General features: G+C 50.9%; 21 protein-coding genes, 1 tRNA gene and 3 other RNA genes. 9 read left to right on the plus strand and 16 right to left on the minus strand.

Translation table 11 applies throughout. The annotated features are described in order from the left end of the window. Positions 1 to 147 precede the first annotated feature (147 nt). The gene (locus MIB40_RS13410; RefSeq protein ID WP_319941673.1) at positions 148 to 402 is read left to right on the plus strand and encodes a RidA family protein; all 255 of its coding nucleotides are present in this window, start codon (positions 148 to 150) and stop codon (positions 400 to 402) included. 55 nt (positions 403 to 457) lie between these two features. Here MIB40_RS13410 and MIB40_RS13415 read toward each other — a convergent pair whose 3' ends face one another. The 8 genes from MIB40_RS13415 to MIB40_RS13450 all read right to left on the minus strand — a co-directional run bounded on the left by MIB40_RS13415 (position 458) and on the right by MIB40_RS13450 (position 9,081). After that, a complete protein-coding gene (locus MIB40_RS13415) occupies positions 458 to 2,644 on the minus strand; it encodes a TonB-dependent receptor (protein WP_249695141.1) in 2,187 nt (728 codons plus the stop codon). 173 nt (positions 2,645 to 2,817) lie between these two features. Then, positions 2,818 to 3,726 (minus strand): metal ABC transporter substrate-binding protein, encoded by a 909-nt coding sequence (locus MIB40_RS13420; protein ID WP_249695143.1) that lies wholly within the window; start codon positions 3,724 to 3,726, stop codon positions 2,818 to 2,820. Positions 3,727 to 3,729: 3 nt separating this feature from the next. Then, entirely contained in the window at positions 3,730 to 4,620 is an 891-nt protein-coding gene (locus MIB40_RS13425; RefSeq protein ID WP_249695144.1) for a metal ABC transporter permease, read from the minus strand. Position 4,621: 1 nt separating this feature from the next. Next, positions 4,622 to 5,434, minus strand: a complete 813-nt coding sequence (locus tag MIB40_RS13430; protein ID WP_249695146.1) for a metal ABC transporter ATP-binding protein — start codon at positions 5,432 to 5,434, stop codon at positions 4,622 to 4,624. Continuing rightward, on the minus strand, positions 5,431 to 6,333 hold the full coding sequence (locus MIB40_RS13435) for a metal ABC transporter solute-binding protein, Zn/Mn family (RefSeq protein ID WP_249695148.1): 903 nt from the start codon (positions 6,331 to 6,333) through the stop codon (positions 5,431 to 5,433). The genes MIB40_RS13430 and MIB40_RS13435 overlap by 4 nt, the downstream gene beginning before the upstream one ends. Then, entirely contained in the window at positions 6,320 to 6,895 is a 576-nt protein-coding gene (locus MIB40_RS13440; protein ID WP_249695150.1) for a hypothetical protein, read from the minus strand. Before MIB40_RS13440 ends, MIB40_RS13435 begins: the two co-directional genes overlap by 14 nt. 3 nt (positions 6,896 to 6,898) lie before the next feature. Then, positions 6,899 to 7,234, minus strand: a complete 336-nt coding sequence (locus tag MIB40_RS13445) for a hypothetical protein (protein ID WP_249695152.1) — start codon at positions 7,232 to 7,234, stop codon at positions 6,899 to 6,901. Next, positions 7,234 to 9,081 carry a PepSY-associated TM helix domain-containing protein gene (locus MIB40_RS13450; RefSeq protein WP_249695154.1) on the minus strand — a complete coding sequence of 616 codons (1,848 nt, stop codon included), beginning with the start codon at positions 9,079 to 9,081 and terminating at the stop codon, positions 7,234 to 7,236. The genes MIB40_RS13445 and MIB40_RS13450 overlap by 1 nt, the downstream gene beginning before the upstream one ends. 269 nt (positions 9,082 to 9,350) lie before the next feature. Between MIB40_RS13450 and MIB40_RS13455 the strand changes: the two genes are divergently transcribed. The 8 genes from MIB40_RS13455 to MIB40_RS13490 all read left to right on the plus strand — a co-directional run bounded on the left by MIB40_RS13455 (position 9,351) and on the right by MIB40_RS13490 (position 16,618). Next, positions 9,351 to 10,133, plus strand: a complete 783-nt coding sequence (locus MIB40_RS13455; RefSeq protein WP_249695156.1) for a DUF3450 domain-containing protein — start codon at positions 9,351 to 9,353, stop codon at positions 10,131 to 10,133. A gap of 10 nt (positions 10,134 to 10,143) precedes the next feature. Then, positions 10,144 to 11,535 (plus strand): MotA/TolQ/ExbB proton channel family protein, encoded by a 1,392-nt coding sequence (locus MIB40_RS13460; protein WP_249695158.1) that lies wholly within the window; start codon positions 10,144 to 10,146, stop codon positions 11,533 to 11,535. Further along, complete coding sequence (locus MIB40_RS13465; RefSeq protein ID WP_249695160.1) at positions 11,525 to 12,049, plus strand: MotA/TolQ/ExbB proton channel family protein; 525 nt, start codon at positions 11,525 to 11,527, stop codon at positions 12,047 to 12,049. Before MIB40_RS13460 ends, MIB40_RS13465 begins: the two co-directional genes overlap by 11 nt. Positions 12,050 to 12,066: 17 nt before the next feature. Further along, positions 12,067 to 12,471 (plus strand): ExbD/TolR family protein, encoded by a 405-nt coding sequence (locus tag MIB40_RS13470; RefSeq protein ID WP_249695162.1) that lies wholly within the window; start codon positions 12,067 to 12,069, stop codon positions 12,469 to 12,471. A gap of 5 nt (positions 12,472 to 12,476) precedes the next feature. Continuing rightward, positions 12,477 to 13,181 carry an energy transducer TonB gene (locus MIB40_RS13475; RefSeq protein WP_249695164.1) on the plus strand — a complete coding sequence of 235 codons (705 nt, stop codon included), beginning with the start codon at positions 12,477 to 12,479 and terminating at the stop codon, positions 13,179 to 13,181. Next, entirely contained in the window at positions 13,178 to 14,374 is a 1,197-nt protein-coding gene (locus MIB40_RS13480; protein WP_249695166.1) for a tetratricopeptide repeat protein, read from the plus strand. The genes MIB40_RS13475 and MIB40_RS13480 overlap by 4 nt, the downstream gene beginning before the upstream one ends. Before the next feature lie 246 nt (positions 14,375 to 14,620). Then, a complete protein-coding gene (locus MIB40_RS13485; protein WP_249695175.1) occupies positions 14,621 to 15,058 on the plus strand; it encodes a universal stress protein in 438 nt (145 codons plus the stop codon). Between the two features lie 105 nt (positions 15,059 to 15,163). After that, positions 15,164 to 16,618, plus strand: a complete 1,455-nt coding sequence (locus tag MIB40_RS13490; RefSeq protein ID WP_249695177.1) for an alanine/glycine:cation symporter family protein — start codon at positions 15,164 to 15,166, stop codon at positions 16,616 to 16,618. Positions 16,619 to 16,715: 97 nt separating this feature from the next. On the opposite strand, the gene MIB40_RS13495 is transcribed toward MIB40_RS13490, so the two are convergent. The 8 genes from MIB40_RS13495 to MIB40_RS13530 all read right to left on the minus strand — a co-directional run bounded on the left by MIB40_RS13495 (position 16,716) and on the right by MIB40_RS13530 (position 24,105). Continuing rightward, positions 16,716 to 16,847: non-coding RNA, RtT sRNA (locus MIB40_RS13495), on the minus strand. A 59-nt stretch (positions 16,848 to 16,906) separates the two neighbouring features. Continuing rightward, positions 16,907 to 17,031, minus strand: a non-coding RNA gene (locus MIB40_RS13500) — RtT sRNA. Positions 17,032 to 17,089: 58 nt separating this feature from the next. Further along, positions 17,090 to 17,221: non-coding RNA, RtT sRNA (locus tag MIB40_RS13505), on the minus strand. Between the two features lie 45 nt (positions 17,222 to 17,266). Beyond that, positions 17,267 to 17,354 (minus strand) — tRNA-Ser (locus MIB40_RS13510). A gap of 168 nt (positions 17,355 to 17,522) precedes the next feature. Further along, the gene (gene cobB, locus MIB40_RS13515; RefSeq protein WP_249695178.1) at positions 17,523 to 18,230 is read right to left on the minus strand and encodes a Sir2 family NAD+-dependent deacetylase; all 708 of its coding nucleotides are present in this window, start codon (positions 18,228 to 18,230) and stop codon (positions 17,523 to 17,525) included. A gap of 57 nt (positions 18,231 to 18,287) precedes the next feature. After that, on the minus strand, positions 18,288 to 19,664 hold the full coding sequence (locus MIB40_RS13520; RefSeq protein ID WP_249695180.1) for a DUF4140 domain-containing protein: 1,377 nt from the start codon (positions 19,662 to 19,664) through the stop codon (positions 18,288 to 18,290). After that, on the minus strand, positions 19,661 to 22,822 hold the full coding sequence (locus tag MIB40_RS13525) for an efflux RND transporter permease subunit (protein ID WP_249695189.1): 3,162 nt from the start codon (positions 22,820 to 22,822) through the stop codon (positions 19,661 to 19,663). The genes MIB40_RS13520 and MIB40_RS13525 overlap by 4 nt, the downstream gene beginning before the upstream one ends. Further along, positions 22,819 to 24,105 (minus strand): efflux RND transporter periplasmic adaptor subunit, encoded by a 1,287-nt coding sequence (locus tag MIB40_RS13530; protein ID WP_249695191.1) that lies wholly within the window; start codon positions 24,103 to 24,105, stop codon positions 22,819 to 22,821. The genes MIB40_RS13525 and MIB40_RS13530 overlap by 4 nt, the downstream gene beginning before the upstream one ends. Positions 24,106 to 24,202 lie beyond the last annotated feature (97 nt).

Consider the following 24,202-nt stretch of genomic DNA (forward strand, 5'->3'; position numbering starts at 1 on the left):
TCAACACCGAGAGAAACCATTTTAGGACCGCCCTACGGGGCTTTCAGGCGAACCCAGACTCTTTGTTACGCCTTTTTGAAAGGTCTAGACCTTACGGCAAAGACGTGCCGCGATTCTGGATTCGCCTGAAAGCCAGAGTTCATCTGAATTAATCAGAGGTGCCTTAAGCAGGCTTACGCCAATCTGAAAACCGCTTTGGATGCGGTCAACGCCAAACCCGAGCAGGTGACAAAGATCACGACCTATGTAGTCGATTACCACCCGGATCGACTAACGACTATGACTGAGCACCTGAGATCATTATTCGGAGATACCCTACCCGCTCAAACTCTGGTGCCGGTACCCAGATTAGCGTTGGATGGCATGTTGTTTGAAGTCGATGCCGTGGCGGTGCTGGACTAGACAACCCTGAATATCACAACGGCGCATCGATCGCCGCTGTGATATTACATGTCGACTACCAATACAGGTTAGCCGCGATACCAACCAACCTGGGAGCACCCACCTCATAAGCTCGAGTGTTGTTGGGCAGCTGAGTCGTAAACTCATTCAACTTGTAGTCACGGTCCAATAGATTGTCCGCAAACACATAGGCGCTCCAGTCAGCGGCTTCATAGCCCAGTTTAACGTTCACCAGACTGTAGGAATCACGCTCGATTTCGTTATCCGCCTGAACGTAGGCATCGCCAACATAACTGATGTTACCGGTGGCAAAAATGCCCATATAATTGCGATAGGTGGCGCCGAAATTGGCGGTAAGATCCGGAGCACCGGCAAACTCATTACCTTCATTCTCCGGGGTAGATTCAAAGTCATCGAATTCAGTTTCGACATAACCCAGAGAGGCCGTAAAAGAAATTTCCGGGGTGGCTTGCAGGGTACTTTCAATTTCGCCGCCCCAAAGATGGGCCTCTCCCGCATTTTGAATTTCAGTATCGTAAGGGTTACCCGCAGACAATTGGACATCAACCTGCATGTCTTTCCAGTCAACATAAAAAAGGTTGGCGTTCACAATTAAACGATCATCCCACCAGGCCGAACGCAATGAGAGTTCGTAGTTATCGGTGGTTTCTTCGTCATAGGAGGTGGCCGCTCCGGTCGCCAGATTGGTCGACACACCGCCCGAACGATAGCCCGTCTGAAAAGTGGCAGCAACACTCATATCCGCTGTGATGTCGTACTTTAACCCCACTTTGGGCAAGAAGACCAAAAAGTCATCTTCGTCTTTTCCGCTGCCATTTAGAAAGGCTAAAGCATCACCCCAGGTTGGAAACGGAGGGCCAGGTAATACCCCGCCGTAACCCGTACCATATTCAGAATGAACGACATTATTGGTGTTATCACTGCTGCGCTCTTCATAATCGACGCGTAATCCTGTCAACAGGGTCCAATCAGAGGCAAATTGGTAATCAGCATTGAAATAAGCGGCGTAATTTTCGAATTTTTCATCTGATGTACCCGAAGTTGTCAATAATGCTGATCCGGCAGGCAGTGGCCCCAAAATACTTTCAAAAGCAGAAGTGAAGTCAATACCGTCACTAGTGACATCACCATCGCTCTCCCCTTTGGCCACATAGATGCCGACCACCGCACTCAGATCGTCGCCTTCAAAGTTAACACGCAGATCCTGGGACAAAATGTACTCGTCCAGATCCTGTCCGATGGTACCGTCACCGGTTAGGGTCTGGAAACTATCGCCATCAGAATCGCGGAAAAAATTGGAGTTGCTGTAGCTGGTTACCGAGGTCAAACTGAAATCTGAATTCAGAGGAATGGTGCCTTCAAGAATATAGTTTCTGACATCGGTATCGCGCTTGCTGTCGTAGTTGTCGTAGGCTTTTCGCTTATAGGCATCAAATAAAATGTTATCGTCACCGTCTTCTTCGTAGTTAATATCGGTAACCGTAAACAACCATTCAGAGCCATTGTCTGCCTGATAGAGTAATTTACCCCGGAAGGTATCGGTCTTGACCGAACTCCATTCGTTATCGTCCAGCACCTGGTTGTCGATAAACCCGTCGCTCGCCTGACGATCCAACGCAATCCTGAAGGCCAAATTGTCGGTGATAGCGCCAGTCTGGGCCACTGCCAACTGATAAGTGCCGTATTCACCATAGGTCACTTTTGACTGACCACTGCTTTCGAATTCCGGATCTTTGGACTTGAGAATAACAGTACCCGCCAGTGCGTTTCGCCCCTGGTTGGTCGATTGTGGGCCACGCAAGACTTCCACCTGCTCCATATCCCAGGTAGAGATAACCCGAGCCTGTGCAGCGCGATTGGTCAATGTCGCCCCATCGGTTACCACGCTGATGGTTCTGCTGGCGGTTGAACCGCCGGCAGGCCCCAAACTGGACACCCCACGAATCGAATAGGAAAAGCTGCCATTACGAGTAAAGTTGGCGGTTTTATTGGTCAGGTCAAAAAAGTCCGTTAAATTTCCGTCCTCAAGATTTTCGCCGCTGTATACCGAAACCGATTCGACCGTGTCTTGTAAGGAACGCTCAATTTTCTGCCCCTTGATGACAATGGTTTCCTTATCTGTTGCGGCCTGTTCAGTCGATTTCTCCTGCGCCATCACCAGCCCTGTAGCCAAGGGCCCCGATAACAAAATGGCGGCATACAACTTATTCAACTTGAACATTTCCCCTCCCCCGAGGTTAGTATTTGAATGCGCGTACACTAACACAAAGGAGAATGAGAACAAGTCTTATTATTATTTAATATATATAGAATTGAGAAGAAGGCAGTGATATGAATACTCACTCTAAACCCAAGGAAATAGGTTTAGGATTCGATACATGAGGGTGCTAATAATTAGAGGTCAACCCTCTGAGACAACCCTTCGATCATGGCTTGCCAACGCTGGGTAAAACTGCCTTTGCGCAATTTGCCGAAATCATCGACATGCCAGATCAAAACGGATTTATCCAACCCCCGCAGCTGCTTATGCCCGGGTCTTTTACTGGTAAGACAGAGTCTGGGCACGCCTTCAACCGTAGCCTGATAGTTATCGACAATGGGCAGCAGTGTTGCCGCAGCCAGCCCATACAACTCCCCTTTGTCAGCAACCACCTGCATAACCTGAAAGTTCATCAATTTTTGACCCAGCGTTAACTGCATGCTGCGTAGCTGAGCGCCTATTTGCTGATAATTATTCTTCAAAATTTGAATCTGAGCAGCCTTACGCTCAGGGTTGAAATGACCCTGGCTTACAACCGACTCAAGATCACGCTGAATAATACCCAGCATCACCAGCGCATTGGCCGGGTTTAACCAAAAATATTCCAGATCGTCGGTACTCTGTCCCGAGGTAATTGCTACACGTTCACCACCCGGCACCAGCGCCTGGGCGGCATCAATATAGATCACACCGATATTGCGCAAGCGCAGTGCCGGATAGGGGTCAACATCAGGCCAGACGGAGGTCATACCGACAACAACATCTGCACGCGGATAATCATCGGGGCTTGTTCGATTTAACCAGCCCGGAATACGCTTTATCGAATAGTTATCAGGCGGTAGATAGCTGACATCAATCGCCGTATCACGGGTCAGCTCCTCCACCATGCTAAAAATAACAGGCACGGCCGTCACCAACAGCAAGTTGTCATCAACCGAACCGTTGGCACCACGAGCATAGCCTGATGCGCCAATCATTAAACTGACAATCATTGTTCGTACAAGGGTCGGCGTGGCAAAGCTCAAATATCGCGCAGATGGCATAACTCAGGCCTCAACCAGAACGGTAGAAAAAAACTGCCTATAGACAAGGCAGATAAGAAACCAACCGCATGCAAACAGAATAATGGCAGGGCCAGCGGATACCGGCCACTGACCATACATCGGAACCAACACACCCAGAACCGCTGCGGTTGTGGAGAAAAATACGGAAAGAATGATTAGCTGCTTAAGGTCAGAGGCCACCAGTCGCGCACTCGCGGCGGGAATTAATAACAAAGCTCCAACCAAAATAGCGCCAATAATTTTGACGGAGGCAACCGTAATCAAAGCGATCATGGTGACAAAGGCGTAGTCATGAGCACGGGTATTCACGCCCTGGCTATGAGCCACTTCCGGCGATACCGCAACCAGAAAGGCAAAATTCCCATAGCGATAACAGAGTAACGCAACCAGAGTGCAGATAACCGCCAGCATGATCAGGTCTGTCACCGAAGCCACCAGAATTGAGCCAAACATCACCTGCTCGATCAGGTGCGCATTGATATGCTTGGCCACGTACAATAACAGGGCTGCACCCATCGCCAGAGCAAAGGAAAGGAAAACACCGATCAGCGCATCATAGTGAATGGTGGTTCTTCCCTTGATCCACTGCAGTAACAGTGCAAACAGCATCGAAAAACTGAACAAGCTGATAAGCGGCGCCTCAACCGGCTCACCCAACAGAATGCCAATACTGACGCCCGTCAACACACTGTGCCCCACCGCTTCGGATAAAAAAGCCAAACGCTTGACCACCACCAGGGTTCCCAATAAACCAAGCAAGGGGCCGATCATCAGGCTAGCCAACAAGGCATTGATTAAAAATTCATAAGCAAACATCGGCGGCAGAAAACCCTGTCCAACCCAGCTGGCAAATTGTAGATAAATAGATTCCATATTAGTTCTGTACTAAAACCGGTGAAGAAAGAGATCCATCGGCTACCTTCCCGGGTTCGCCTGATGCAGTGGAATACTCGGCCAAACACCCTTGATGCCCTGTTTGCTTCAACCCCTTGTCGATCAGAAACACCTGATCACAGTGCGTATCAACCAATTGCCAATCGTGTTCGACCATCACAATGGTTCCACCCGATTCCCTGTATTGCATCAGGATCGCAACGACCTCATCTTGCCCCTGCCTGTCGAGGCCAGTCATCGGCTCATCCAGTATGAGCAGATACGGCTGATGTAATAAAGCACAACAGAGCATCAATCGCTGCCGTTCGCCACCGGACAGATCGCCCAGTTTTCTTTCGAGTTTATTGTGCAAACCTACTTGATCCAGAGCCTGGATCACTAGGGGCGGCAAACGTCGCGAGAAAAACAGGGGCTTGTGTGATAGAGACATCAACACATAATCCCGAACAGAAACCGGCAGGCTGACATCAAAAGGCATCAGTTGGGGAACATAACCGATTCGACTTCTTTTGCGGCTACTCTTGGTAAACTTGCCCTTAATGCCCGCGCCTTTCGCCGACGCACTCTCACAGGCCAAAGACGGCCAGTGAATCCGAATGGAACCCGTATGGGGTTTTAACCCCAGCATCGTTTTTAATAAGGAACTTTTACCGCCACCATTTGGGCCAACAACACCATGCCATTGCCCGGCATTGAACTCACAGCTGATATCTTTGAGTAGAATATTCTGCCCCTGTTTCAAACTGACCCCTGCAAACACAATGCGCGGTCCGTATAAGAGGTCAGCAATCATGGGGAAACTTGCTCTGCTGCGAAATGTAAAGCTGTCACCAGCGTTTCCAGGTTGTGTTGCATATCCACTTCAACCAGATCTTCGCGATAATCACCATAGGTCATATGGGAAAAATGGAACAGCCGGGATCGGGTTTCTTTTTCGATCACATCAAGGTATCGGTTGGGCATATTCAACTCGGTAAACAGAATATGTACGTTAGCCGCCCGAATCTTGTTAATTGTTTCTTGCAGCTGGGAAGCATTGGGCGAAACACCATGAGCGGGCTCAACGACTGCCGACACCGTCATACCAAATTCTTGCAGTAGATAGCCATACGCATTATGGGTACTGGCAATACGAATTTGGCTCAAATTGATGCGACTGATATCAGCCATAGCGGCTTGTTTAATGACCCGCAACTTCTTGGCATAGGCAAAAGCATTGCGCAGGAAAAACTGAGCATTTTCCGGATCCAGCTTTCCCAGTTCACGCGCAATAGTGTAAACCTGTCGAATCGCGGCATCGATCGCGACAAAGGTATGGGGATTGTGTTTTTTACCATTGGCCTTACTGATCAACGGAACAGCCTGATTCGCATAAAGCAATGTCAGATTTGGCAGCTTCAGCTTTTTAACCGCTTCCATGGCAAATTCATCGTGCCCTATGCCGTTAACCACAAGCACATCCATCGAATTCAACCGGCTCAAGTCGGCTGGCGATAGCTGGTAGGCATGGGGATTAAAGCCTGCTTCGATCAAGGGGGTCACTACCGCTTTATCTTGCACGATGTTTTTGACATAGCTGTAATACGGATGCAACGTGATACCGATCGTCAATTCTGCTCGCGCAGCACCAGTTACCAACAACAGCAGTAAGGGAGTCAATCGCAGCCAGCGCATGACATCAAGACACTTCATGATGATCCTTTTGATGGTGATTGCTGTTTGGCAGCTGGTGCCATTCTCCAGCAGAGCAGGCACTTTGTTGCTCGGTGCTGTGTTCAGTGCCGGGCTCAATGCTTGGGCTGTCGCGCCAGTTCAGTTGATAGGCTGGCTCCGCGCCGGCCTTGGCGATCAGCAAACGAATTTGATAGAAGCTGTCACCAGCCTGCAAGGTCGCCAGATAACAGGGTCCGTTTTGCTGCCAGCTTATTTCTTGCGAACCAGCCATAGGGCGAGTAAAAAAAGGCTCAATCCCCCGCTGGGATAGCCCATCCAATAGTGGCAATTGTCCTTCTATTTCTCGCAGCAACAACAGCTCTTCCGCCGCATTCCCCAAGGCTGTGAGGGGCTGACGAAGCTCATCGGGCACAACCGAATAAACAGCCGACTGGGAGGGATATAACCATCGCAACAGCACAACGGCCAGGACGACAATGAGGGTCATCGAGAAAAAAACCAGCCGATCCTCGGTTTTTCCGTTCCAGGGAACCACGACTTCGATAACCGCATCGTTAACGTTCTTTTGCTTGGCACCCACAGGTTATATCTCAACAACTTCTTCGTTTGATATTTCCAAAACGTGGCCAGGCCCTGCATCCATAATAATAAAGAATCCACCTTCTGGACGCTCAAACCGAAACACAGATGCCTCATCGGTCTTTCCAGATAAAATGATTTCGTCATCTTCAGAAATCACTTCCATCAGCACATTCGGGGCTTTAGATCGATCAGAAAAACTCGCCTCACAGACAATCATTTCAATCGCATTCGAATGAGCTTCATAGCGGCAGTCAAGAATGGGGTAATGAGCATAAAGATTTGAACTCCCCATCACTAAAAGCAGTGCGGTTACCGCCTTTCTTACCAGAGAAATCATCACATTCTTCCTTTTTCAGATGATTCAGAAAGATCAGCATTGCTGGCCAAGCCATTCGTTAGCTCAGCGCTTTTTCGAAGATCCAGCGTTGCTTGCCCATCGGGCATCAGAGGCCATGAGGTACGATAAAAATTGCCATCCCAATCCTCGATGGTCAGCCACAATCGCGCTTCTTGTTTCAGGCTTTTTGGAACCGGCAGATTGGCATGCAAGAAACCTATTGATCCGTGAACTACACTGCCCGGCGCCCTATTGGTACGAGGTTTTCGGGTATTGAGGTACATAAATTTGATCGCCTCAGGATCACCAGACTTGATAAACGCAGATAAGGTAGTCGCTCGACCTGGCTGGATAGGGTCCAGATCCTTTTCCAACAAACCCAGTGTCGCATTCAGGGAAATTGTCCAGGCGCCAATGTCTTGCGAAATGTATTGGTAACCGGAACCCGAAGTACCTTCGCTCTGTATTTTGAAGCCAATATTGATGCCAATCGCGATCACAGCCAGAAAAGCCCAATTAAGGTACTTAAACCCTCCCATAGGACCACCCCAGGGTCGTAGTACAAACCAGGTTTTTTTCAGCTTTCGCTTGATGTCAGTATCAGGCAGGGTTTTCTGCACAGCATTGCGTGTACGCTGATAAAAAATAATCATGCCCGATATGGATAACCCGGCCATCGCCAGGCCAAAAACAAACCACACAATTTTGACCAGCAGATCACCAATCCCATCATAGCCCCAGGTGCCGTAATGCAGGGGGACCATGGCCCAGTCGACGCGCTGCAGTGCCGACAAATTTTCCGCCAGACGCTCACCAATGATCTCGCCGGTAAACGGGTTAACAAAGTAACTACTGGTCCACTTGGGGGTGAGCAGATCGTGCTTGGTACCCCGCACCGTGTAGGCCATGCCGTTGTGTTCAGGGGGCACCAGAAAATGAATTTTGAACTCCGGATCGTGGGCCTTGACGGCATCAACAATCGCCTGCGAACTCAATGGCTCAGGAACTCCCCGCCCCAGACGAGCCAAATCATCACGGGTTAATCCCGGATCAATCACCTTGGAGGGAATAAATTGTGGCGCCAGATCATATTTCACCAGAGGGTTCTGATAAAACCACCAACTGCCGCTAACACCGATAATCAGGACAAACCAAAGTGACCACAAACCAATAAATTTGTGCAGATCACCAAGAAATACGCGAGGTTTAGCGCGCCATCGCGGCAGCGTAAAAAAACCGCGCCAAAAACGCCGATACGAAATCAATCCGGTAATCAACCCAATCAGGCAGAGCACGCCGAAAACATTGACCATGGCCCTGCCAATCAACGGCATAAAGAGATTTCGGTGCAAAATCGAAAAGAACTCGCCGACGGTCAGAAACTCGGTAACCCCATTGACATCCCCCGTGTACGGGTCGGCCCAAACCTTTTTGAAGCCGCCTTCGGGCAAGGTCATCATGGCATGAGCGGCGGTGTATTTACGGTCTGCAGCGGTTGAATACCCGGTGAGGCCTACCCCCGGAAAGGCTGCTTGCATGCGATCAAATACTTCGCCTTCGTTGAGTTTGTCGCCGACCGCTGTAGCACGCATTTCTGAATAGATCAGCCAGTCCAGCTCTTCGGCAAACACCGCGATGGCACCTGTCACCAAAACCACACTGAACAGTAGCGACAGCTTGAGCCCGATAAAGCTGTGTACCAGATAAGATGCTCGGTGAGCCGTCAATCGCTTTTTGGCAGGTTTCACGGCCGTGTTCTTACCCATACCTTCGGTAGCCTTATCGCTCTTGCCATCCCGATCGGCAAAGCAGTCGGCTTCGAGGGAAGTCGTACTTCGATACCCCACTTTCGCACCTTAGATTCGAATGAATATGTAATTTTTTGACGGGAAAACTGACGCCAACCGCCGAAGATTAATCCTTGGCTGCTGATGATTTCTGGCGACCCACCCCAAGAATTTCGCCACTGTACAACAAAGATAGGAATGAATACAATAATCATTCTCATTGATGACCGAGACACAAACCGCTAATGTTCTGTACAGATCTCCACAAAACGCCATCATTATCTCGCTCGAAATCCAGCCCGGAAAGCTCAGCCTTGAGGCAGAAAAGCATGGCCAAGATTGGCGTTCTGCTTCTGGCAGGACTCGGTTGCAGTCTTTTTGGCCAAACAGCCCTGGCCGCCCCCAACAGCCTCGACAAAAGCCTGAGTGTTACCGCACAAAGCCACAGTGGAGCGGCAAAATCCCAAGTCAAAATTGACAAAATATCGACCAAAACAGAGCAAATGGTCGATCAGCACCTTGCCAACGTGCAACAAGCGGATTTAACCGAAGCCTATAACCGCCAGCTCAGCCGCCTTATCGATGCTCAACATCAGGAAGAAAAAGATCTGTTGGCTCAAATAGAGTCCATCGATAAGACAGAACAATTTATGCTGCCCATGCTCAAGACGATGACGGATCAGCTCAACGTGCTGGTCAACAATGACCTGCCCTTCCTCCAGGGCGAGCGTCAACAGCGCCTGGAAAAATTGGCGCGCTTGCTCGATCGAGCTGACGTCAGTGTCGCAGAAAAATACCGCCAGTTGCTCGAAGCCTATCTGGTTGAGATCGGTTATGGGCGCACCATAGAAGCTTATAGCGATTCTCTGGTTATCGACGGCCAGAAAAATCACGTCAACTTCTTTCGTATGGGGCGTACAGCACTCTATTACCAGTCATTGAATGGGCAAGCGGGGGGGCTCTGGATGCCCGAGGAAAACACCTGGCGAGCGCTCGATAGTGAGCAAAATCTGGCTCTGAGCAAAGCGATCCAGATTGCTCAGCAACGGCGAGTACCCGAACTGTTGTCACTCCCCCTCCCTCCCCTTGCCAGTCACGCTGAACAACCATAAGGCTACACTCATGTTCACTTTCAACGCATCGACGCTTCTTCGCCTTGGCGCCCCTGTGCTACTTAGCCTGGCAGCCATTAACAGTACCCAAGCCACTACTTTTAATGACGCTGGACTGTTGCGTACTGCTGAAACCATCAGTCAACAGGATGCGACGATAAACCAACAACGTGAGAAGCTTTTCGCGCTGGCTCAACAAGAGCAGGCACGCCTTCTCAACGCCAGTGAAAAACGGGTCAGCGAAGCCGAGGCTCTACAGGTTAAACTCAAGGCTCAATTTGAAGCGAACGAGCAACGGCTTGCGGAGCTGGAAACCCAGCTTAAGCAAAAGGCCGGTACCCTGGGTGAAGTCTTTGGTGTCACCAAAGAGCACACGCTGGAACTGATTCCCATGCTGCAAGACTCTTTGACCAGCGCGGATCATCCCGGGCGCGCGCAAACACTGTTGTTCGCCGAGTCGAAGCGCATTCCCACCATCAATGACTTTAAAACCCTGCAGGCACAGCTGGTTACCGAGATGAAGGCCACCGGGGAAAAAGCGCAATTTTCGACACCGGTAATTGGCGCCGACGGCTCCCAGCAACAACAAAACGTCATTCGCTTTGGGACTTTTTCCGCCATCGACGAAACGGGCAACTACCTGGCCTGGGACATTCAGCAACAGGCCTTGAAAGTACTACCGACCCAACCCCAAGGCAATTTCAGCACGACGCCGCAATCCCTAGCACGGCAACCCACCAATGTATTGCTGGACCCAACCCGTGGAGAGCTCTTTGCCCTGCTTGATCGCGTTCCCTCATTGCTGGAACGCATCAAACAGGGGGGAAGCATTGGCTGGTTAATTATTGCCATCGGCGTGCTGGGCTTACTGGTGGCGCTCTACCAGATCTGTCGTTTACTACTGACCGAAATTGCGGTTGAACGGCAACTCAACCGGCTTGCCACCCCCCTCGAAAACAATCCTCTGGGGCGCATCCTGATCGCCGCCGAAAACGCCCGACGAGAAAACAACCAGAATGCATTGGAAATGCAAATGGATGAATCTCTACTGCAAGAACTGCCCAGACTGGAACGCGGTCAAAGCTTCCTGAAACTGCTGGCCGCCGTTGCTCCCTTGCTGGGCTTACTGGGTACCGTGGTCGGTATGATTGCCACCTTTCAAAGCATCACCTTGTTTGGCACCAGCGACCCCAAGCTGATGGCCAACGGTATCTCTCAGGCGCTGATGACAACGGTTCTTGGGCTTGTGGTGGCCGTTCCCGTGCTGTTTAGCCACAGTCTGTTAGCCGCCCGTGGACGCCGCCTGATGCAGTTATTGCAGGGCAAAAGTCTTGCGGCCATGGCGTTGTATGCTCAGCCCGCATCCGTTCACAACAAGCAGAGTGATCTCCATGCTGCCTGACTGGAACCCCTGGTGGTTTGAACTGGAACAGTTCTTTCACACCGGAGGCTGGGTGCTCTATGGCATTCTTCTCGCGTGTTTTTTGATGCTGTTATTAATCCTCGAACGGGTACTGTTTCGCTTTAAGGATTATCAACCTTTGAAACTGCGATTAAATCAGCACCTTGAGAGTGATCTCGATTGGCGCCTGAAAATCAGCCAGATAGTCGACCTGAACATCGCCCTGAATACCTCCTTACCGCTGATTAAAACCTTGATCGCCCTGTGCCCATTGATCGGCCTCACCGGTACGGTAACCGGAATGATCCAGGTATTTGAGAGCCTTGCAATACACGGCACAGGCAACCCCAGATTGATGGCTGCCGGGGTGGCGAGTGCCACCTTCCCGACCATGGCAGGCATCGCTATCTCCGTTATGGGGCTGCTGTTCTACGGCCGTTTGAAGCGCTGGTCCGATAAAGAGCAACTAGCCCTGCTTAATATCAAGACCGGTTTGCAGCTTAACCACACTTAGAATTAATCGGAACCACAATGCGTCAAAGAATACTCCTGGGTGAACAGGCTGAAGAAGCCGAAGTCAATATGACCCCGATGCTGGACGTCGTATTCATTATGTTGATCTTCTTTATTGTTTCGACCTCATTTGTTGTTGAAGCCGGTGTCGATGTTCACCGTCCCACGGCAGAAACCAGCGAAGCACAAAAGAAAACCGCCGTGATCATCGCCCTGACGGCTGAGGAAGAGATCTGGCTCGACCGAAAGCCCATCGATATACGAATGGTGCGACCCGCACTCGAGCGTATGAAAGTCGAACAGGCGGACATTAGCGCGATGGTTCAAGCAGACGAAGAATCCAGCACCGGCAAACTGGTAGCTCTGATCGATCAACTGCGCCTGGCCGAAATCCCCTATTCTGTTTCTACGGTAAAACCCTAGTCACGATGCGTCCTTTACCCGCTTTACCCATCAGCCGACACGCCACCTTTGTACGCTGCTTGCTCGCCATACCGCTGGCCCTGCTGCTGTGCCTGTTGGTGTTTAAAATATTGGCATCACTGACCGATGTTCGTGATCATGCATTCGACAAGCAAAGTGGTTCTCCCGCACTCAACTTTTTGCTGGTTGCCAAAGAAAGCGCACCCGAGTATCGCAACCGGCAGATACCGGAACCCGAGGAGATCATCCAGCAACCCAGCGATTTTAATCCAGCTGACCCCACTACCACCAAGGCGGTCGATCTCGATATCCAGGCGCCCACATTGTCAGTGCCAACGATCGATTTTGCAGTCAATGTTCAGCTAAGCAGCAGCCTGGCCAACCAAGGGCCTCCTCAGATCGCCGACAACCTGAACCTGACACCCTTTCAGAATAACCCTGGCATCGTAAAACGCATCGATCCGCGCTATCCCTCCAAGGCCTTACGACGAAAAATTGAAGGCCGTGTAACCGCAGAGTTTATTGTTGGCACAAAGGGTTACGCCCAAGACGACAGCATTAAGATCATTGACGAAGAACCTGCAGCGCTCTTTTCTTCTTCGGTAATACGCTCCATCAAACGATCGAAGTTTGAAACCATGACGAAAAACGGTCAAACCGTCGCCTACCGCACCCAGAAAACCTACCTTTTTCAGCTCCCCAAAAAATGAATAAAATCAATATTATCTTCACCCTTGTCTTTGGTTTGAGTATTTCATTCAGCACGGCTGTAACTGCATCGCAACTCTCACCCGGGGCTTATCAACAGCTCACCAAAGTCGAAAAGTTAATCGCCGAATCCTCCTGGAAAGAGGCAAAAAAACTCTTGTCTGAGCTGGATAAAAACACCAAAAACTCGTACCTATTGGCATTAACAGCTCAATATCATGGGCAAATTTCCCTGCAACAAGACAACCATAAACACGCGCTACAACATTTTATTAGAGCTTATCAATCCGGCGAATTAAGCAAAGAGGCCAACAGCCAACTATTGCATGCAATTGGACAACTCCATTGCAGTGTTGAAGAGTGGCTGCCCTGCCGACAAAAGTTAATCACCTGGGCACATCAGCACCCAGAACGTGTCAGCAGTAACGACCGCATCATTATCGCGCAATCCTTTTCTGCCACCGAGAATTGGCTTGAAGCGATTGACTATTCGAGTCAGGCCATTGCAAGCCACTCGGCGCCGCCCCTCAACTGGCACCGTTTACGTGTTGCCGCCAGTGCCAACCTAAAGCGCTGGAAGCAGGCGATCACCTTTCAAAAACAGCTGTTACACAGTTTCCCTGACGATCCCAGTGACTGGCGTCGCCTGGGGGCATTTCAACTTATGGTCGGTGATGAAAAAGCGGCGTTAAGCAGTTTACGCATTCCCTTTGCCAAAGGCTGGCTGACAAAGACCAGGGACTACAAACAGATCACCCAGCTTTTCTATAATCAGGGCATCCCCTTTAAGGCCGCCGAGGTCTTGAGCCTGGGTATTAAGAAAGAGCATGTTCCTGGAAACAGTAAAAATTTAAAACTGCTTGCGAGTCTTTGGTTGCAGGCCAACGAACCTGAGCGTGCGATCAAAGCCTATCAAGCATTACTCAGGGTCGAGCCTAAGCCTGAATGGCAGTCACAGCTTGCACGCCTCTATTATCAAAATGGCCAATGGCGCTTGGCCGCAGCGAGCTTGCTTGAAGCCTCCCAAAAAAATTCAGACGCGCAGCTTCGGCTTATGAGAGCTATTAGCCTGACACATTTGAAAGAATTTACGGCAGCCAAAGCGATTTTCCGTTCCTTGAATAACAGTGAAGCTACCAAAGATCGAGCCAAAAACTGGCTTTCTTACATAGATCGTATTAGCGCAAACCAGTAACCGACAATAACCATCCTGCTGCATTCAATGCTGCCCATTTTCTTACCTCCCTTCCAGGTTTTGGAACCAAGTAGCCTTTTCGAACATAGGCCGCCCGTCCTGATAAAACACGGCCAACGCCTTTTCTAACAACCGTTGCAAACGCTGCCAACAGCCAGAAAATCTGGCTGCTGAGGCTTTTCAGTACAACTCCACTCGTTTCAAAATTTAGGACTATCATTACAGTGCATACAGGAGGAGGTAAATATGACAACCAAACTCATTGTTGGACTGGATGGAAGCGAGCCTGGAGAACGAGCCCTGGCACACGCAAAGAAGCTATCAACACTGATCGGTGACTGTGCCATTGAGGTGGTTTATATCATCGAATGGTCCCCCTACAGTTTTCAAACACCCGAAGAAAATGCCAAACGCCATAAGCGCAGAGAACAGGAGATCAAAACAGCAACAGAACGGGTTATATCGCCCGCATTATCGGCCCTCAAGTCAGAAGGCTATACTGCCACCGGAAGAGTCTTGCATGGTGATGCAGCGGAACTATTAGACTCAGAAGCCGTTAAAGAGAAAGCCGAACAGATCATTGTCGCTCGATCGACAGATACAAGACTGGCCGCAAAACTATTTGGCAGCGTAACCGCAAAACTGGTCATGAACGCCAGTGTCCCCGTCACTGTCGTAAATTGAGGATTACTTATGCAATCTACAAAAATAATATATTGCGCAATCATCTCCCTCCTGACCGTCGTTCAAAGTCCACTCGTCTTGGCTCAAGGTAGTATCGATCAGACGGTGAATGAAGGATTTTCATGGGCAACGGGGTGGTTTGTAAGCCTGATTTTTGCGCCACTCCCCGGTACCAGCTTCCCCTGGATCGTGCTCTGGCTGGTCACAGGGGCCACCATCTTCACACTCTATTTCGGGTTCATTCAATTCCGCGCTATCAAGCACTCGATATCCTTGGTTAAAGGCGATTACGCCGACCCGCAGGACGCGGGAGAAGTTTCCCACTTTCAGGCCCTGGCCACGGCACTGTCAGGCACTGTCGGTTTAGGTAATATTGCCGGTGTCGCGGTCGCTGTTGGCATTGGCGGTCCTGGAGCGACCTTCTGGATGATTCTTGCCGGTCTGATGGGAATGGCGTCGAAATTCACCGAATGTACCCTGGGTGTTAAATATCGGAATGAATACCCCGATGGGACGGTGTCTGGTGGTCCCATGTATTATATTTCCAAAGGTTTCAAGGAAAAAGGTATTCCCGGAGGTAAACCTCTAGCAGCCCTGTTTGCCGTCTTTTGTATCCTGGGTTCCTTTGGTGGTGGCAATATGTTCCAGGCGAACCAGGCCCACGCGCAAATCAGCAGCATTGTAGGCAGTTACCCCGGCTGGATCACCGGTGTTATTTTTGCGCTTATCGTTTTTGCGGTCATCGTTGGCGGTATCAAATCCATCGCCAGAGTCACTGAAAAAGTGGTTCCCTTTATGGGGGTTCTATACGTGACTGCAGCACTGATCATCATATTGATGAATATCGATAAAGTAGGTTGGGCTTTTGAACAGATTTTTGTCGGTGCCTTCACTGGGCTAGGGATTGCCGGCGGTCTGGTTGGCGCACTCATTCAGGGTTTTAAGCGTGCAGCTTTCTCAAACGAAGCCGGCGTAGGCTCTGCCGCCATTGCCCACTCAGCAGTACGAACCAAAGAACCCATTACCGAGGGTTTGGTGTCTCTGCTTGAGCCGTTTATTGATACTGTGGTGATTTGCACGATGACCGCTCTGGTGATTATTATCACCGGCCAGCTCACTTCAGATCCTGCTACCGGGCTCTATCTGGTTGGCGACAACGGACATATCATAACCGCCGACGGCTCTTCTGGGGTTGCACTCACCTCGGCTGCGTTTGCATCGGCACTGAGCTGGTTTCCCTATGTACTAGCGGTCGCTGTTGTACTGTTTGCCTTCTCCACCATGATCAGCTGGTCGTATTATGGATTAAAAGCCTGGACCTACCTGTTTGGGGAAGGTAAAAACACGGAGTTAGTGTTTAAGTTACTGTTCTGTGTTTTTGTGGTTATCGGCGCCGCAGCCAACCTTGGCCCAGTTATTGATTTCTCGGATGCCGCTATATTCGCTATGGCCGTAGTCAATATCATCGGTCTCTACTTTTTGATGTCGCTGGTTAAGGACGACTTACACTCGTACTTGTCCCGCTTAAAAAGCGGTGAAATCAAACGATTCAAGCACTGATCTAATCCCATACCATCGCAGAACTTGTGGCGGTATGGGCTTTATCATTCAAGTCCGCTTAAAAAGCGTCGAGAGCTAGATGATTTGTTAAATAGAGGTGCTGTTCGGGAGGGATTATTCGTCGCCAGCGCCTCACCCCTTCGGGGCCGCCGTCGTACCTCCGGCGTTATCTCGCTGCGCTCGGTTCGAACCGGTGGGTTCTTATCAACGCCCTCATCGCTGCCGTTGATCCATAAAAAAGCCCGCTAAAAAGCGTCGAGATATAGATGATTTGATAAGTACTGGTGCTGTTCGGTCGGGATTATTCGTCGCCAGCGCCTCACCCCTTCGGGGCCGCCGTAGAATCTCCGGCGTTGTCTCGCTGCGCTCGGTTCGAACCGGAGGGTTCTTATCAACGCCCTCATCGCTGCCGTTGATCCATAAAAAAGCCCGCTAAAAAGCGTCGAGAGGTAGATGATTTGATAAGTACTGGTGCTGTTCGGGAGGGATTATTCGTCGCCAGCGCCTCACCCCTTCGGGGCCGCCGTCGTACCTCCGGCGTTGCCTCGCTGCGCTCGGTTCGAACCGGAGGGTTCTTATCAACGCCCGCATCGCTGTCGTTGACCCATAAAAAAAGCCCGCTAAAAAGCGGGCTTTTTTTATGGGTTATGGCGGTGAGGGAGGGATTCGAACCCTCGATACCTTGCGGTATACACACTTTCCAGGCGTGCTCCTTCGGCCACTCGGACACCTCACCAACAGGCCGATGCTGGAACAATGATAGATGCTCCGACAACAGCGGGCGCTACTCTATAACAACTCCCATGCAAAGGCAAACCGACAGGAATACAAAGCTTGGAGCTGGGTATTTTTTAACCAAAGACACCTGCAAAGCTGTTACCAATGTATCAACATAATCCCTTGGTTAAGACAGCTGGGAAAAATACTCGGGCACCAAATCGCTGGCCAGGCCGTTACGTTGCTCGCTAAAGCCACTGGCCACCTTGGAGGGCTCCAGGTTCAGTTCTACCGTATGAGCACCATGGCGCTGAGCCTCGTCGAAGAAACCGGCGGCCGGATACACATGGCCCGAGGTGCCAATGGCAACGAACAGGTCACATTGCGCCAGTGCTTCGTAGATCCGATCCATATACAACGGAACTTCATTAAACCAGACGATATGAGGCCGCAGACTGCCCTGCTCTTCGCAGCAGTCACAACGATCCTCCATGGTCAGTGGCCCCAGTTGCTCACGTATTGTGCCAGAGCGCTGACAACGGGCTTTGAGCAGCTCACCGTGCATATGCAACAGGGACTGACTGCCTGCGCGCTCATGAAGGTTATCGACGTTTTGCGTCACCAGAAGGAAATCACCCTTAAAGCGGGCCTCAAATTCTGCCAGCGCCTGGTGGGCAGCGTTGGGATGAACATCACCTGACACCAGTTGCTCGCGACGATCGTTATAAAACTGCTGAACCAAACGGGGATTAGCGGCAAAACCTTCCGGAGTCGCAACGTCTTCGATACGGTGATTTTCCCAAAGCCCGTCGGATGCCCTAAAGGTTCGAATGCCCGACTCGGCGGAAATCCCCGCACCCGTCAGAACAACAACCGATTTAAACCGTGTGTTCATAGCTGTTCCCGTTGCGGGTATTCACCCAATTGTGGAAAAAACGGTGTCGAGCATTCGCTACTGCTGATAATTCACCGTGTAACGAAGCTCACTTTCACCGGGAGGCATCTTAAAACGTATCAGGTTTGCAGTAGGTTGCTCTGCATCTTTACCCACAATCAATGCCCGTAGATTATGATCCCGATGCTGCACGTGCAGCCAGACCGCATCGGCCTTGCTATTGAACAGCTTCAATCGCCATTCGACCTGCCCCAGATTACGGTCCAGACGCTGTTGTTGCACCATTTCACGCTCGATCAGAATATCCGAAGCTTCGGCGGCACGTAGCAGTACGCTCTGTTGTTCCCCCCTGGATTCCAGCTGGCCGGAAAGAATCCATTGTAACTGGCCCTTGGCATCTTTATCGAACATACGCAGCTCACCCGCGGGAAGATTTCTGTCGGCCGTAAACTGATACATTTTCCTCGGGTGTTCAGCACGACCCGGTGCGCGCATGCCCATCACATCCAGTTGATAATGATCGGTATATTTCAGATCGTTAAAACTGAGCAGGGTAAACTGCTGCTCCGAGTAGGCGGGCAAATCCAGAGGTTGCTCTACCGGATAAAACTTTAGCTCGCCAATGGCTTCCGGTGCTGCTGATCCGCCACCATCCGCCATGGCAGATTCAGCCATCATCATACGCTTTGGCATACGCGATTGACCTGCACCCGTATCGCCGCTGGCCAGCACCAGTTTTACTCCGGGATAGTCAGTATTCGTCTGGTTGGTCAAGACACTCACCGCCCGACCAGAAATGCGTTGGCGTTTATGATCGACATGCAACTGGTATTGCAGGTGGTAACCAATGCCACGACTGAAATAGCGCAAGCTCAGTCCGTCGCCGCTCTTTGCCTGGCGAAGACGAGCACTCAGCTGAGGAAGAAAACTGCGTTCAGCAAAGTGTTCATCCCGGGTCGCAACCCTCAAACCATTCGGGTCATGCAGATCGACCATGCGCTGAGAACCATTCTCCAGCGTGGCAATGCCGATGCTGCCTTGCCAATCACTCAATACGGCTTTATGCGCGGGTGCTTGCATATCGCCATTCTGGTAAAGCAGCACTGGCTGGCCCAGCAGGCCACGATAAAAATTTTCATTATTCAGGGGTTGGCGCTGCAACTGGATCTGGTCCGCCTGCCCATTCTCACTGCGAATTTGCAAGGTCTCAAACAGCAATTGATCGCTAACGGGTTTAATCGCAATCCGGTGATCACCTTTGGTTAAATCAACTCCGTAGGATTGCTCTATCCAGGCCTGTCCAGGATACAAGGTCATGCGAGTACTGTGCAGGTTTTGTTCGTTCAGGGTTTGGGGTTGTGGTGCCGCAGCAAATAAGGGAGCGGTAACCACGCTTCCCATCAACAACAACGCAGGCAATCCTGTTTTTTTCATACCAATGCATCCCGGGCAGCGCCCTTTTGTACTTGTTGCATATGACGGTGAGCTCGAAACTTCGCCGTCAAACTTTCGATCACGATTAACTGAGCAGGTATCACTAACAATATAAGGAAGGTACCAAAGGCTAATCCAAACACGATGGAGGTTGCCATAGGGATCAGGAACTGAGCCTGCAAAGAGGTTTCAAACAAAATGGGAGTAAGGCCTGCAATGGTGGTCAGGGAGGTTAACAGGACAGCACGTAATCGTTTACAGGCCGCCTCAACAATTGCCTCGGTAATGGTCCACCCCTTCTCTCGTAGCTCATGGTAAAAACTGATCAATACGATGGAATCATTTATCACGATACCGGTCAGGCCAAACACCCCGAATAGTGACAGAATCGTCATATCCAGTCCCATAATCAAATGTCCAAAAATAGCCCCGGTAATACCAAAAGGAATCGCCAGCATGACCGCAATCGGCCAGGAGTAAGAAGAAAAAACCCAGGCCAAAATAATATAGATAAGCAATAACGCCAGCACCAGACCACTCAGCATATCGGCAATGGTTTCCTGCTGTTCGGCGCTGCGTCCTTCAAATTCGATGCGAACACCAAAACGGTCCACCAACTGGGGAAAAGTCCCCTCTTTCATTTGAGCGATAATTTCATCGGCATTTCCGGTATTTTCGTCAACATCGGCGGTCACCAATACCGCAAGCTCACCATCCACCCGGTTTAAATTATCAATTCCCTGACGGCTACTGAACTCCACTACATTATCGAGAAGTTCGGTGCTACCGTTGGGCAAGATAAAGGGCATCTGTCGCAATCGGTTCAGATAGTCCCGGTCAGCATCGGGCAACACCACTCGAACTTCAACCTCGGCATTGGCGTCATGAAAAACCTGCACCAACTGACCATCGAGGGCCGAACGCAATTGACGTCCTACCGCCTGCAACGTCAAACCCAGGGTTTGAGCCGCCGGCTTCAGGCGATAGATAATTTGCTCGCGACCATAGGGAAGGTCATCATCCACATTGCTCACTCCTTGAAAGGCCGTTAAGTCCTTTTGCAGAGCCAGAGATGCCTCCTTGAGACCAACCACATCGCCCCCCACCAACTTGATCTCGATGGGTTTACCCGGCGGACCGGCTTGCTGCTGGGCGATGGAAAATTTTTCAATTCCCGGAGGCAGCTCTATGCGTGACCGCCAGTCGTCAATGATTTGTTGATTGGTGAAATCGCGGTCATCGGCCGATACTATCTCCACTTTGAGAGCACCAAACTCATCGCCTTTTTCGAACAGGCCAGTAAAGTCATCCACCAGACCCTGCTTGTGCATTGAGATCGCATGGACGACCAGATCTCCTCCCAGCGCGTCATCGGTTTCATAGAGTTTGATTTCGAGATAATCCAGAAATCGATTGACCTCCTCTTCGGATGTACCGATGCTGAATTGAACCCGGGCATTAACAACAGTGCTATCAATGGTGGGGAAAAAGGTAAACTTGATCCAGCCGGTAGACAACAACGAAAGACTCAAGACAAAGAGTGCAAAGGCCGTCGTAATCGTGGTGGCCCGGTGCGCAATAAAACGACGTACCCAACCACGAAAACGCTCTTCACGAAACTGATCGAAGCGACCATCGAATCGCTGCCGCCATCGGCTTGGTGCCTTTTCATTTTTCAGGCTGTGGCGCAGGTGACCCGGCAGGATCAGGAAACACTCCACCAGTGACGCAATAATGACGCAGATAACCACCGTAGGAATATCGATCAGGATATTGCCGATATTGCCGCCAATCATCAGCAGGGGCAGAAACGCAGCGATGGTCGTCATCGACGATGCCACCACTGGCGCCAACATGCGCCGTGCACCACTGATTGAGGCATGCAGAGGCGTGTCCCCCTCCTGCAAACGCGCCAGCGTATTTTCCCCGACTACAATCGCATCATCAACGATAATGCCGAGCGTCATAATCAAACCAAACAGGCTGATCAGGTTGACACTGCCACCGTTCAAGTAGAGCACAGCCAGTGCGGCTAAAAACGAAACCGGTATGCCAACGGTGACCCACCAGGCCACCCTGACATTGAGAAACAGAAACAAAATGCCAATCACCAGAATCAAGCCACCCAGACCATTTTTCAGCAACAGGTCAATGCGATCTTTCAGATAGGTCCAACTTTCATCATAAACGATCAGCTGGATGTTCTCGGGAAGCTCCAGGCGTTTCCGCTCCAGCCATTCATTCATCAAACGGGCCGATTCCAGGGTGTCATCCCGCTTGGCTCGCATTAACGACATCTGAATGGCGGGCTTGCCTTGGTAAGTGATATAGCTTTCACCATCCTGGGGACGACGTTCAATCTGTGCCACATCCCCCAGGCGTACCAAAGCCCCATTTTCTTGAACGAGCAAGGGTAAGGATTCGAAACCACCGACACTGCGCTCCTGCCCCAGGCTTCGCACCATACGCGAGCCTTCCTTACGTCCTGCCGTGCCTGCAGGCAGGTCTCGACTGCGTTGACGAACCAGGTCGGCGACCTCTTCCAGGGTTAACCCCAGATCATGCAATTGCTGTGGCGCAACCTGTATGGCGATCTCCTCTTCCGGCATACCGGTAAAGTTGACCTTGCGCACTCCCAGCGCCAGCAACTCCCGTTCCAGCCGATACACCAGTGGTACCAATTCCGACTGGGTGTCAGTGCCGGTGACCAGAATTTTGGCAACTGACTCATAGCGGGTAATTTTTTGCACCACCGGCTCTTCGGAATCTTCCGGCAGATTGGTCACAGAATCGATGGCCTGTTTGACATCATCGAGCACCAGACCAATTTCGCTATCCTTATCCACCTCCAGATAAAACGTGCTGACTCCCGAACTGGATTTGGCAAAACTTTTATCTACGCCACTGACGCCTTTTAACTCCCGTTCAATCGGTATGGTGATGGCGCGTTCGATATCCTCTGCACTGGCCCCTCGCCAGACAACATTAACGGTAATCAGGTCGATCTCGAAGTCGGGGAAAAACTGGGTATTGAGTCGCTGCAAAGCCCAGAGTCCTGCCAGAATCATCAATCCCATCAGCAGGTTTGACGCAACCCTGTGACTGGCAAAGACCGATAAAAAACCGGAGGGTACGTTGTCTTCATTTTTTCGACTCATGGCTGCTGTCCATCAATATCAGACGCAGCCGTCAACACTTTCATGCCGCTAATGGCACCCGGCAACTGAGTGACCATTAGGTTTTCGCCATTAGACAATGCTGGCGACTTCAACAATATCCACTGCCCCTCGGAGTCCTGCCATTCGCCAACTTTGGTAATTTCTACAGACTGCAATTGATCATTAACAATACGATAAATACGTCGATCACCATAAATAGCCTGCGCCGGTACAGCGATCAGATTATCTTCGGCCGGCAGATTAATATCGATCACCACCGTACGGCCGATTTCCATAAAATTGCGGTCTCCGGCTGAGATAGAAAACAGGGCATCGACCCCTCCCCGGCCAGCATCAACGGCGGCTGCAAGACGATCCAGTTGAACAGCCCAGGTCTCGCCATCAACGGCGACCTGCCCGGTTATTTTTTGTCCCTGACGCAAACTTACCCTTAAACGAGTCAGGTAACGCGCTGGTATCTGGGCCCGTATTTCCAACTGACTGACATCGAACAGGGCCACCAGCGCATCACCGGATTTGACCCGAGCGCCCCTGGCGGCGGGCACCGATAACACCCTCGCATCGAAGGGTGCTTTCACCCGAGCACGCGACAGGTCGAGCGCAGCCTTTTCCACGGCGGCGGTATAACGCGCTCCCTGTGCTTGCAATCGTGCCAGGCGGTTAGCATGGTCAGCCAGATTCAACTCTATACGGGTAACCGCGAGCGCTTGCACAGCTTCGCTCCGTAGCGCTTCATCGAGCTGGGTTTTAGAGCTGAGATTTTTATTTTGCAGGGAGCGTTGTCGCTCGACACTGCGTTGGGCTATTGCCAGCAACAGCCGCTCGCGCTGCAAAGACTCCTGTTCGGAATCATGACGAGTGTATTCCGCGTTGATACGCGCTTCGACATCCTGCAACTCGGCCCGGGACTGTTTCAATGCCAGTTCCGCATCCCTGGGATCCAGCGCAACCAGCAGGTCTCCTTTAGTGACTCTGCTGCCTTCTCGGGCAGGAACCACTCCAATAAAGGCAGTAATGGGCGCGGTTAAGGTGACCCGGCTGGGTGATTCAATACGTCCGTAGAGCTGTAGTCGGGGCCGATAGCTACCAAGCTTGACCACCTGGGTGGCCACCAGAGGCAACGGGGCGGCTCCTGTTTGTCGCTCCGTTCGGCTTGCGCCCATGTTTAATGCCACAACCACCAACGCCGTCAACACAACCACTAACAACGGCACACCCCAACGACGCATGCGTGAAACCGGAGTCCCTGTAATCTCGCTCATTCCTTTCCTTCCAGTAATAGAAGCTACAATTCTTATGGCCAAACCATCATACGCAAAGATCGACTCTAGAAAAGGTCTAGTCCGAGGTTTGAGCCAC

It is taken from the genome of Aestuariirhabdus haliotis, assembly GCF_023509475.1.
Classification (GTDB): Bacteria; Pseudomonadota; Gammaproteobacteria; order Pseudomonadales; family Aestuariirhabdaceae; genus Aestuariirhabdus; species Aestuariirhabdus haliotis.

Excerpts from the sequence above, each read along its gene's own strand:
- MIB40_RS13415 (WP_249695141.1), bottom strand. The coding sequence starts at position 2,644 with ATGTTCAAGTTGAATAAGTTGTATGCCGCCATTTTGTTATCGGGGCCC.
- MIB40_RS13420 (WP_249695143.1), bottom strand. The coding sequence starts at position 3,726 with ATGCCATCTGCGCGATATTTGAGCTTTGCCACGCCGACCCTTGTACGA.
- MIB40_RS13425 (WP_249695144.1), bottom strand. The coding sequence starts at position 4,620 with ATGGAATCTATTTATCTACAATTTGCCAGCTGGGTTGGACAGGGTTTT.
- MIB40_RS13430 (WP_249695146.1), bottom strand. The coding sequence starts at position 5,434 with ATGATTGCTGACCTCTTATACGGACCGCGCATTGTGTTTGCAGGGGTC.
- MIB40_RS13435 (WP_249695148.1), bottom strand. The coding sequence starts at position 6,333 with ATGAAGTGTCTTGATGTCATGCGCTGGCTGCGATTGACTCCCTTACTG.
- MIB40_RS13445 (WP_249695152.1), bottom strand. The coding sequence starts at position 7,234 with ATGATTTCTCTGGTAAGAAAGGCGGTAACCGCACTGCTTTTAGTGATG.
- MIB40_RS13455 (WP_249695156.1), top strand. The coding sequence starts at position 9,351 with ATGGCCAAGATTGGCGTTCTGCTTCTGGCAGGACTCGGTTGCAGTCTT.
- MIB40_RS13460 (WP_249695158.1), top strand. The coding sequence starts at position 10,144 with ATGTTCACTTTCAACGCATCGACGCTTCTTCGCCTTGGCGCCCCTGTG.
- MIB40_RS13465 (WP_249695160.1), top strand. The coding sequence starts at position 11,525 with ATGCTGCCTGACTGGAACCCCTGGTGGTTTGAACTGGAACAGTTCTTT.
- MIB40_RS13470 (WP_249695162.1), top strand. The coding sequence starts at position 12,067 with ATGCGTCAAAGAATACTCCTGGGTGAACAGGCTGAAGAAGCCGAAGTC.
- MIB40_RS13475 (WP_249695164.1), top strand. The coding sequence starts at position 12,477 with ATGCGTCCTTTACCCGCTTTACCCATCAGCCGACACGCCACCTTTGTA.
- MIB40_RS13480 (WP_249695166.1), top strand. The coding sequence starts at position 13,178 with ATGAATAAAATCAATATTATCTTCACCCTTGTCTTTGGTTTGAGTATT.
- MIB40_RS13485 (WP_249695175.1), top strand. The coding sequence starts at position 14,621 with ATGACAACCAAACTCATTGTTGGACTGGATGGAAGCGAGCCTGGAGAA.
- cobB (WP_249695178.1), bottom strand. The coding sequence starts at position 18,230 with ATGAACACACGGTTTAAATCGGTTGTTGTTCTGACGGGTGCGGGGATT.
- MIB40_RS13520 (WP_249695180.1), bottom strand. The coding sequence starts at position 19,664 with ATGAAAAAAACAGGATTGCCTGCGTTGTTGTTGATGGGAAGCGTGGTT.
- MIB40_RS13525 (WP_249695189.1), bottom strand. The coding sequence starts at position 22,822 with ATGAGTCGAAAAAATGAAGACAACGTACCCTCCGGTTTTTTATCGGTC.
- MIB40_RS13530 (WP_249695191.1), bottom strand. The coding sequence starts at position 24,105 with ATGAGCGAGATTACAGGGACTCCGGTTTCACGCATGCGTCGTTGGGGT.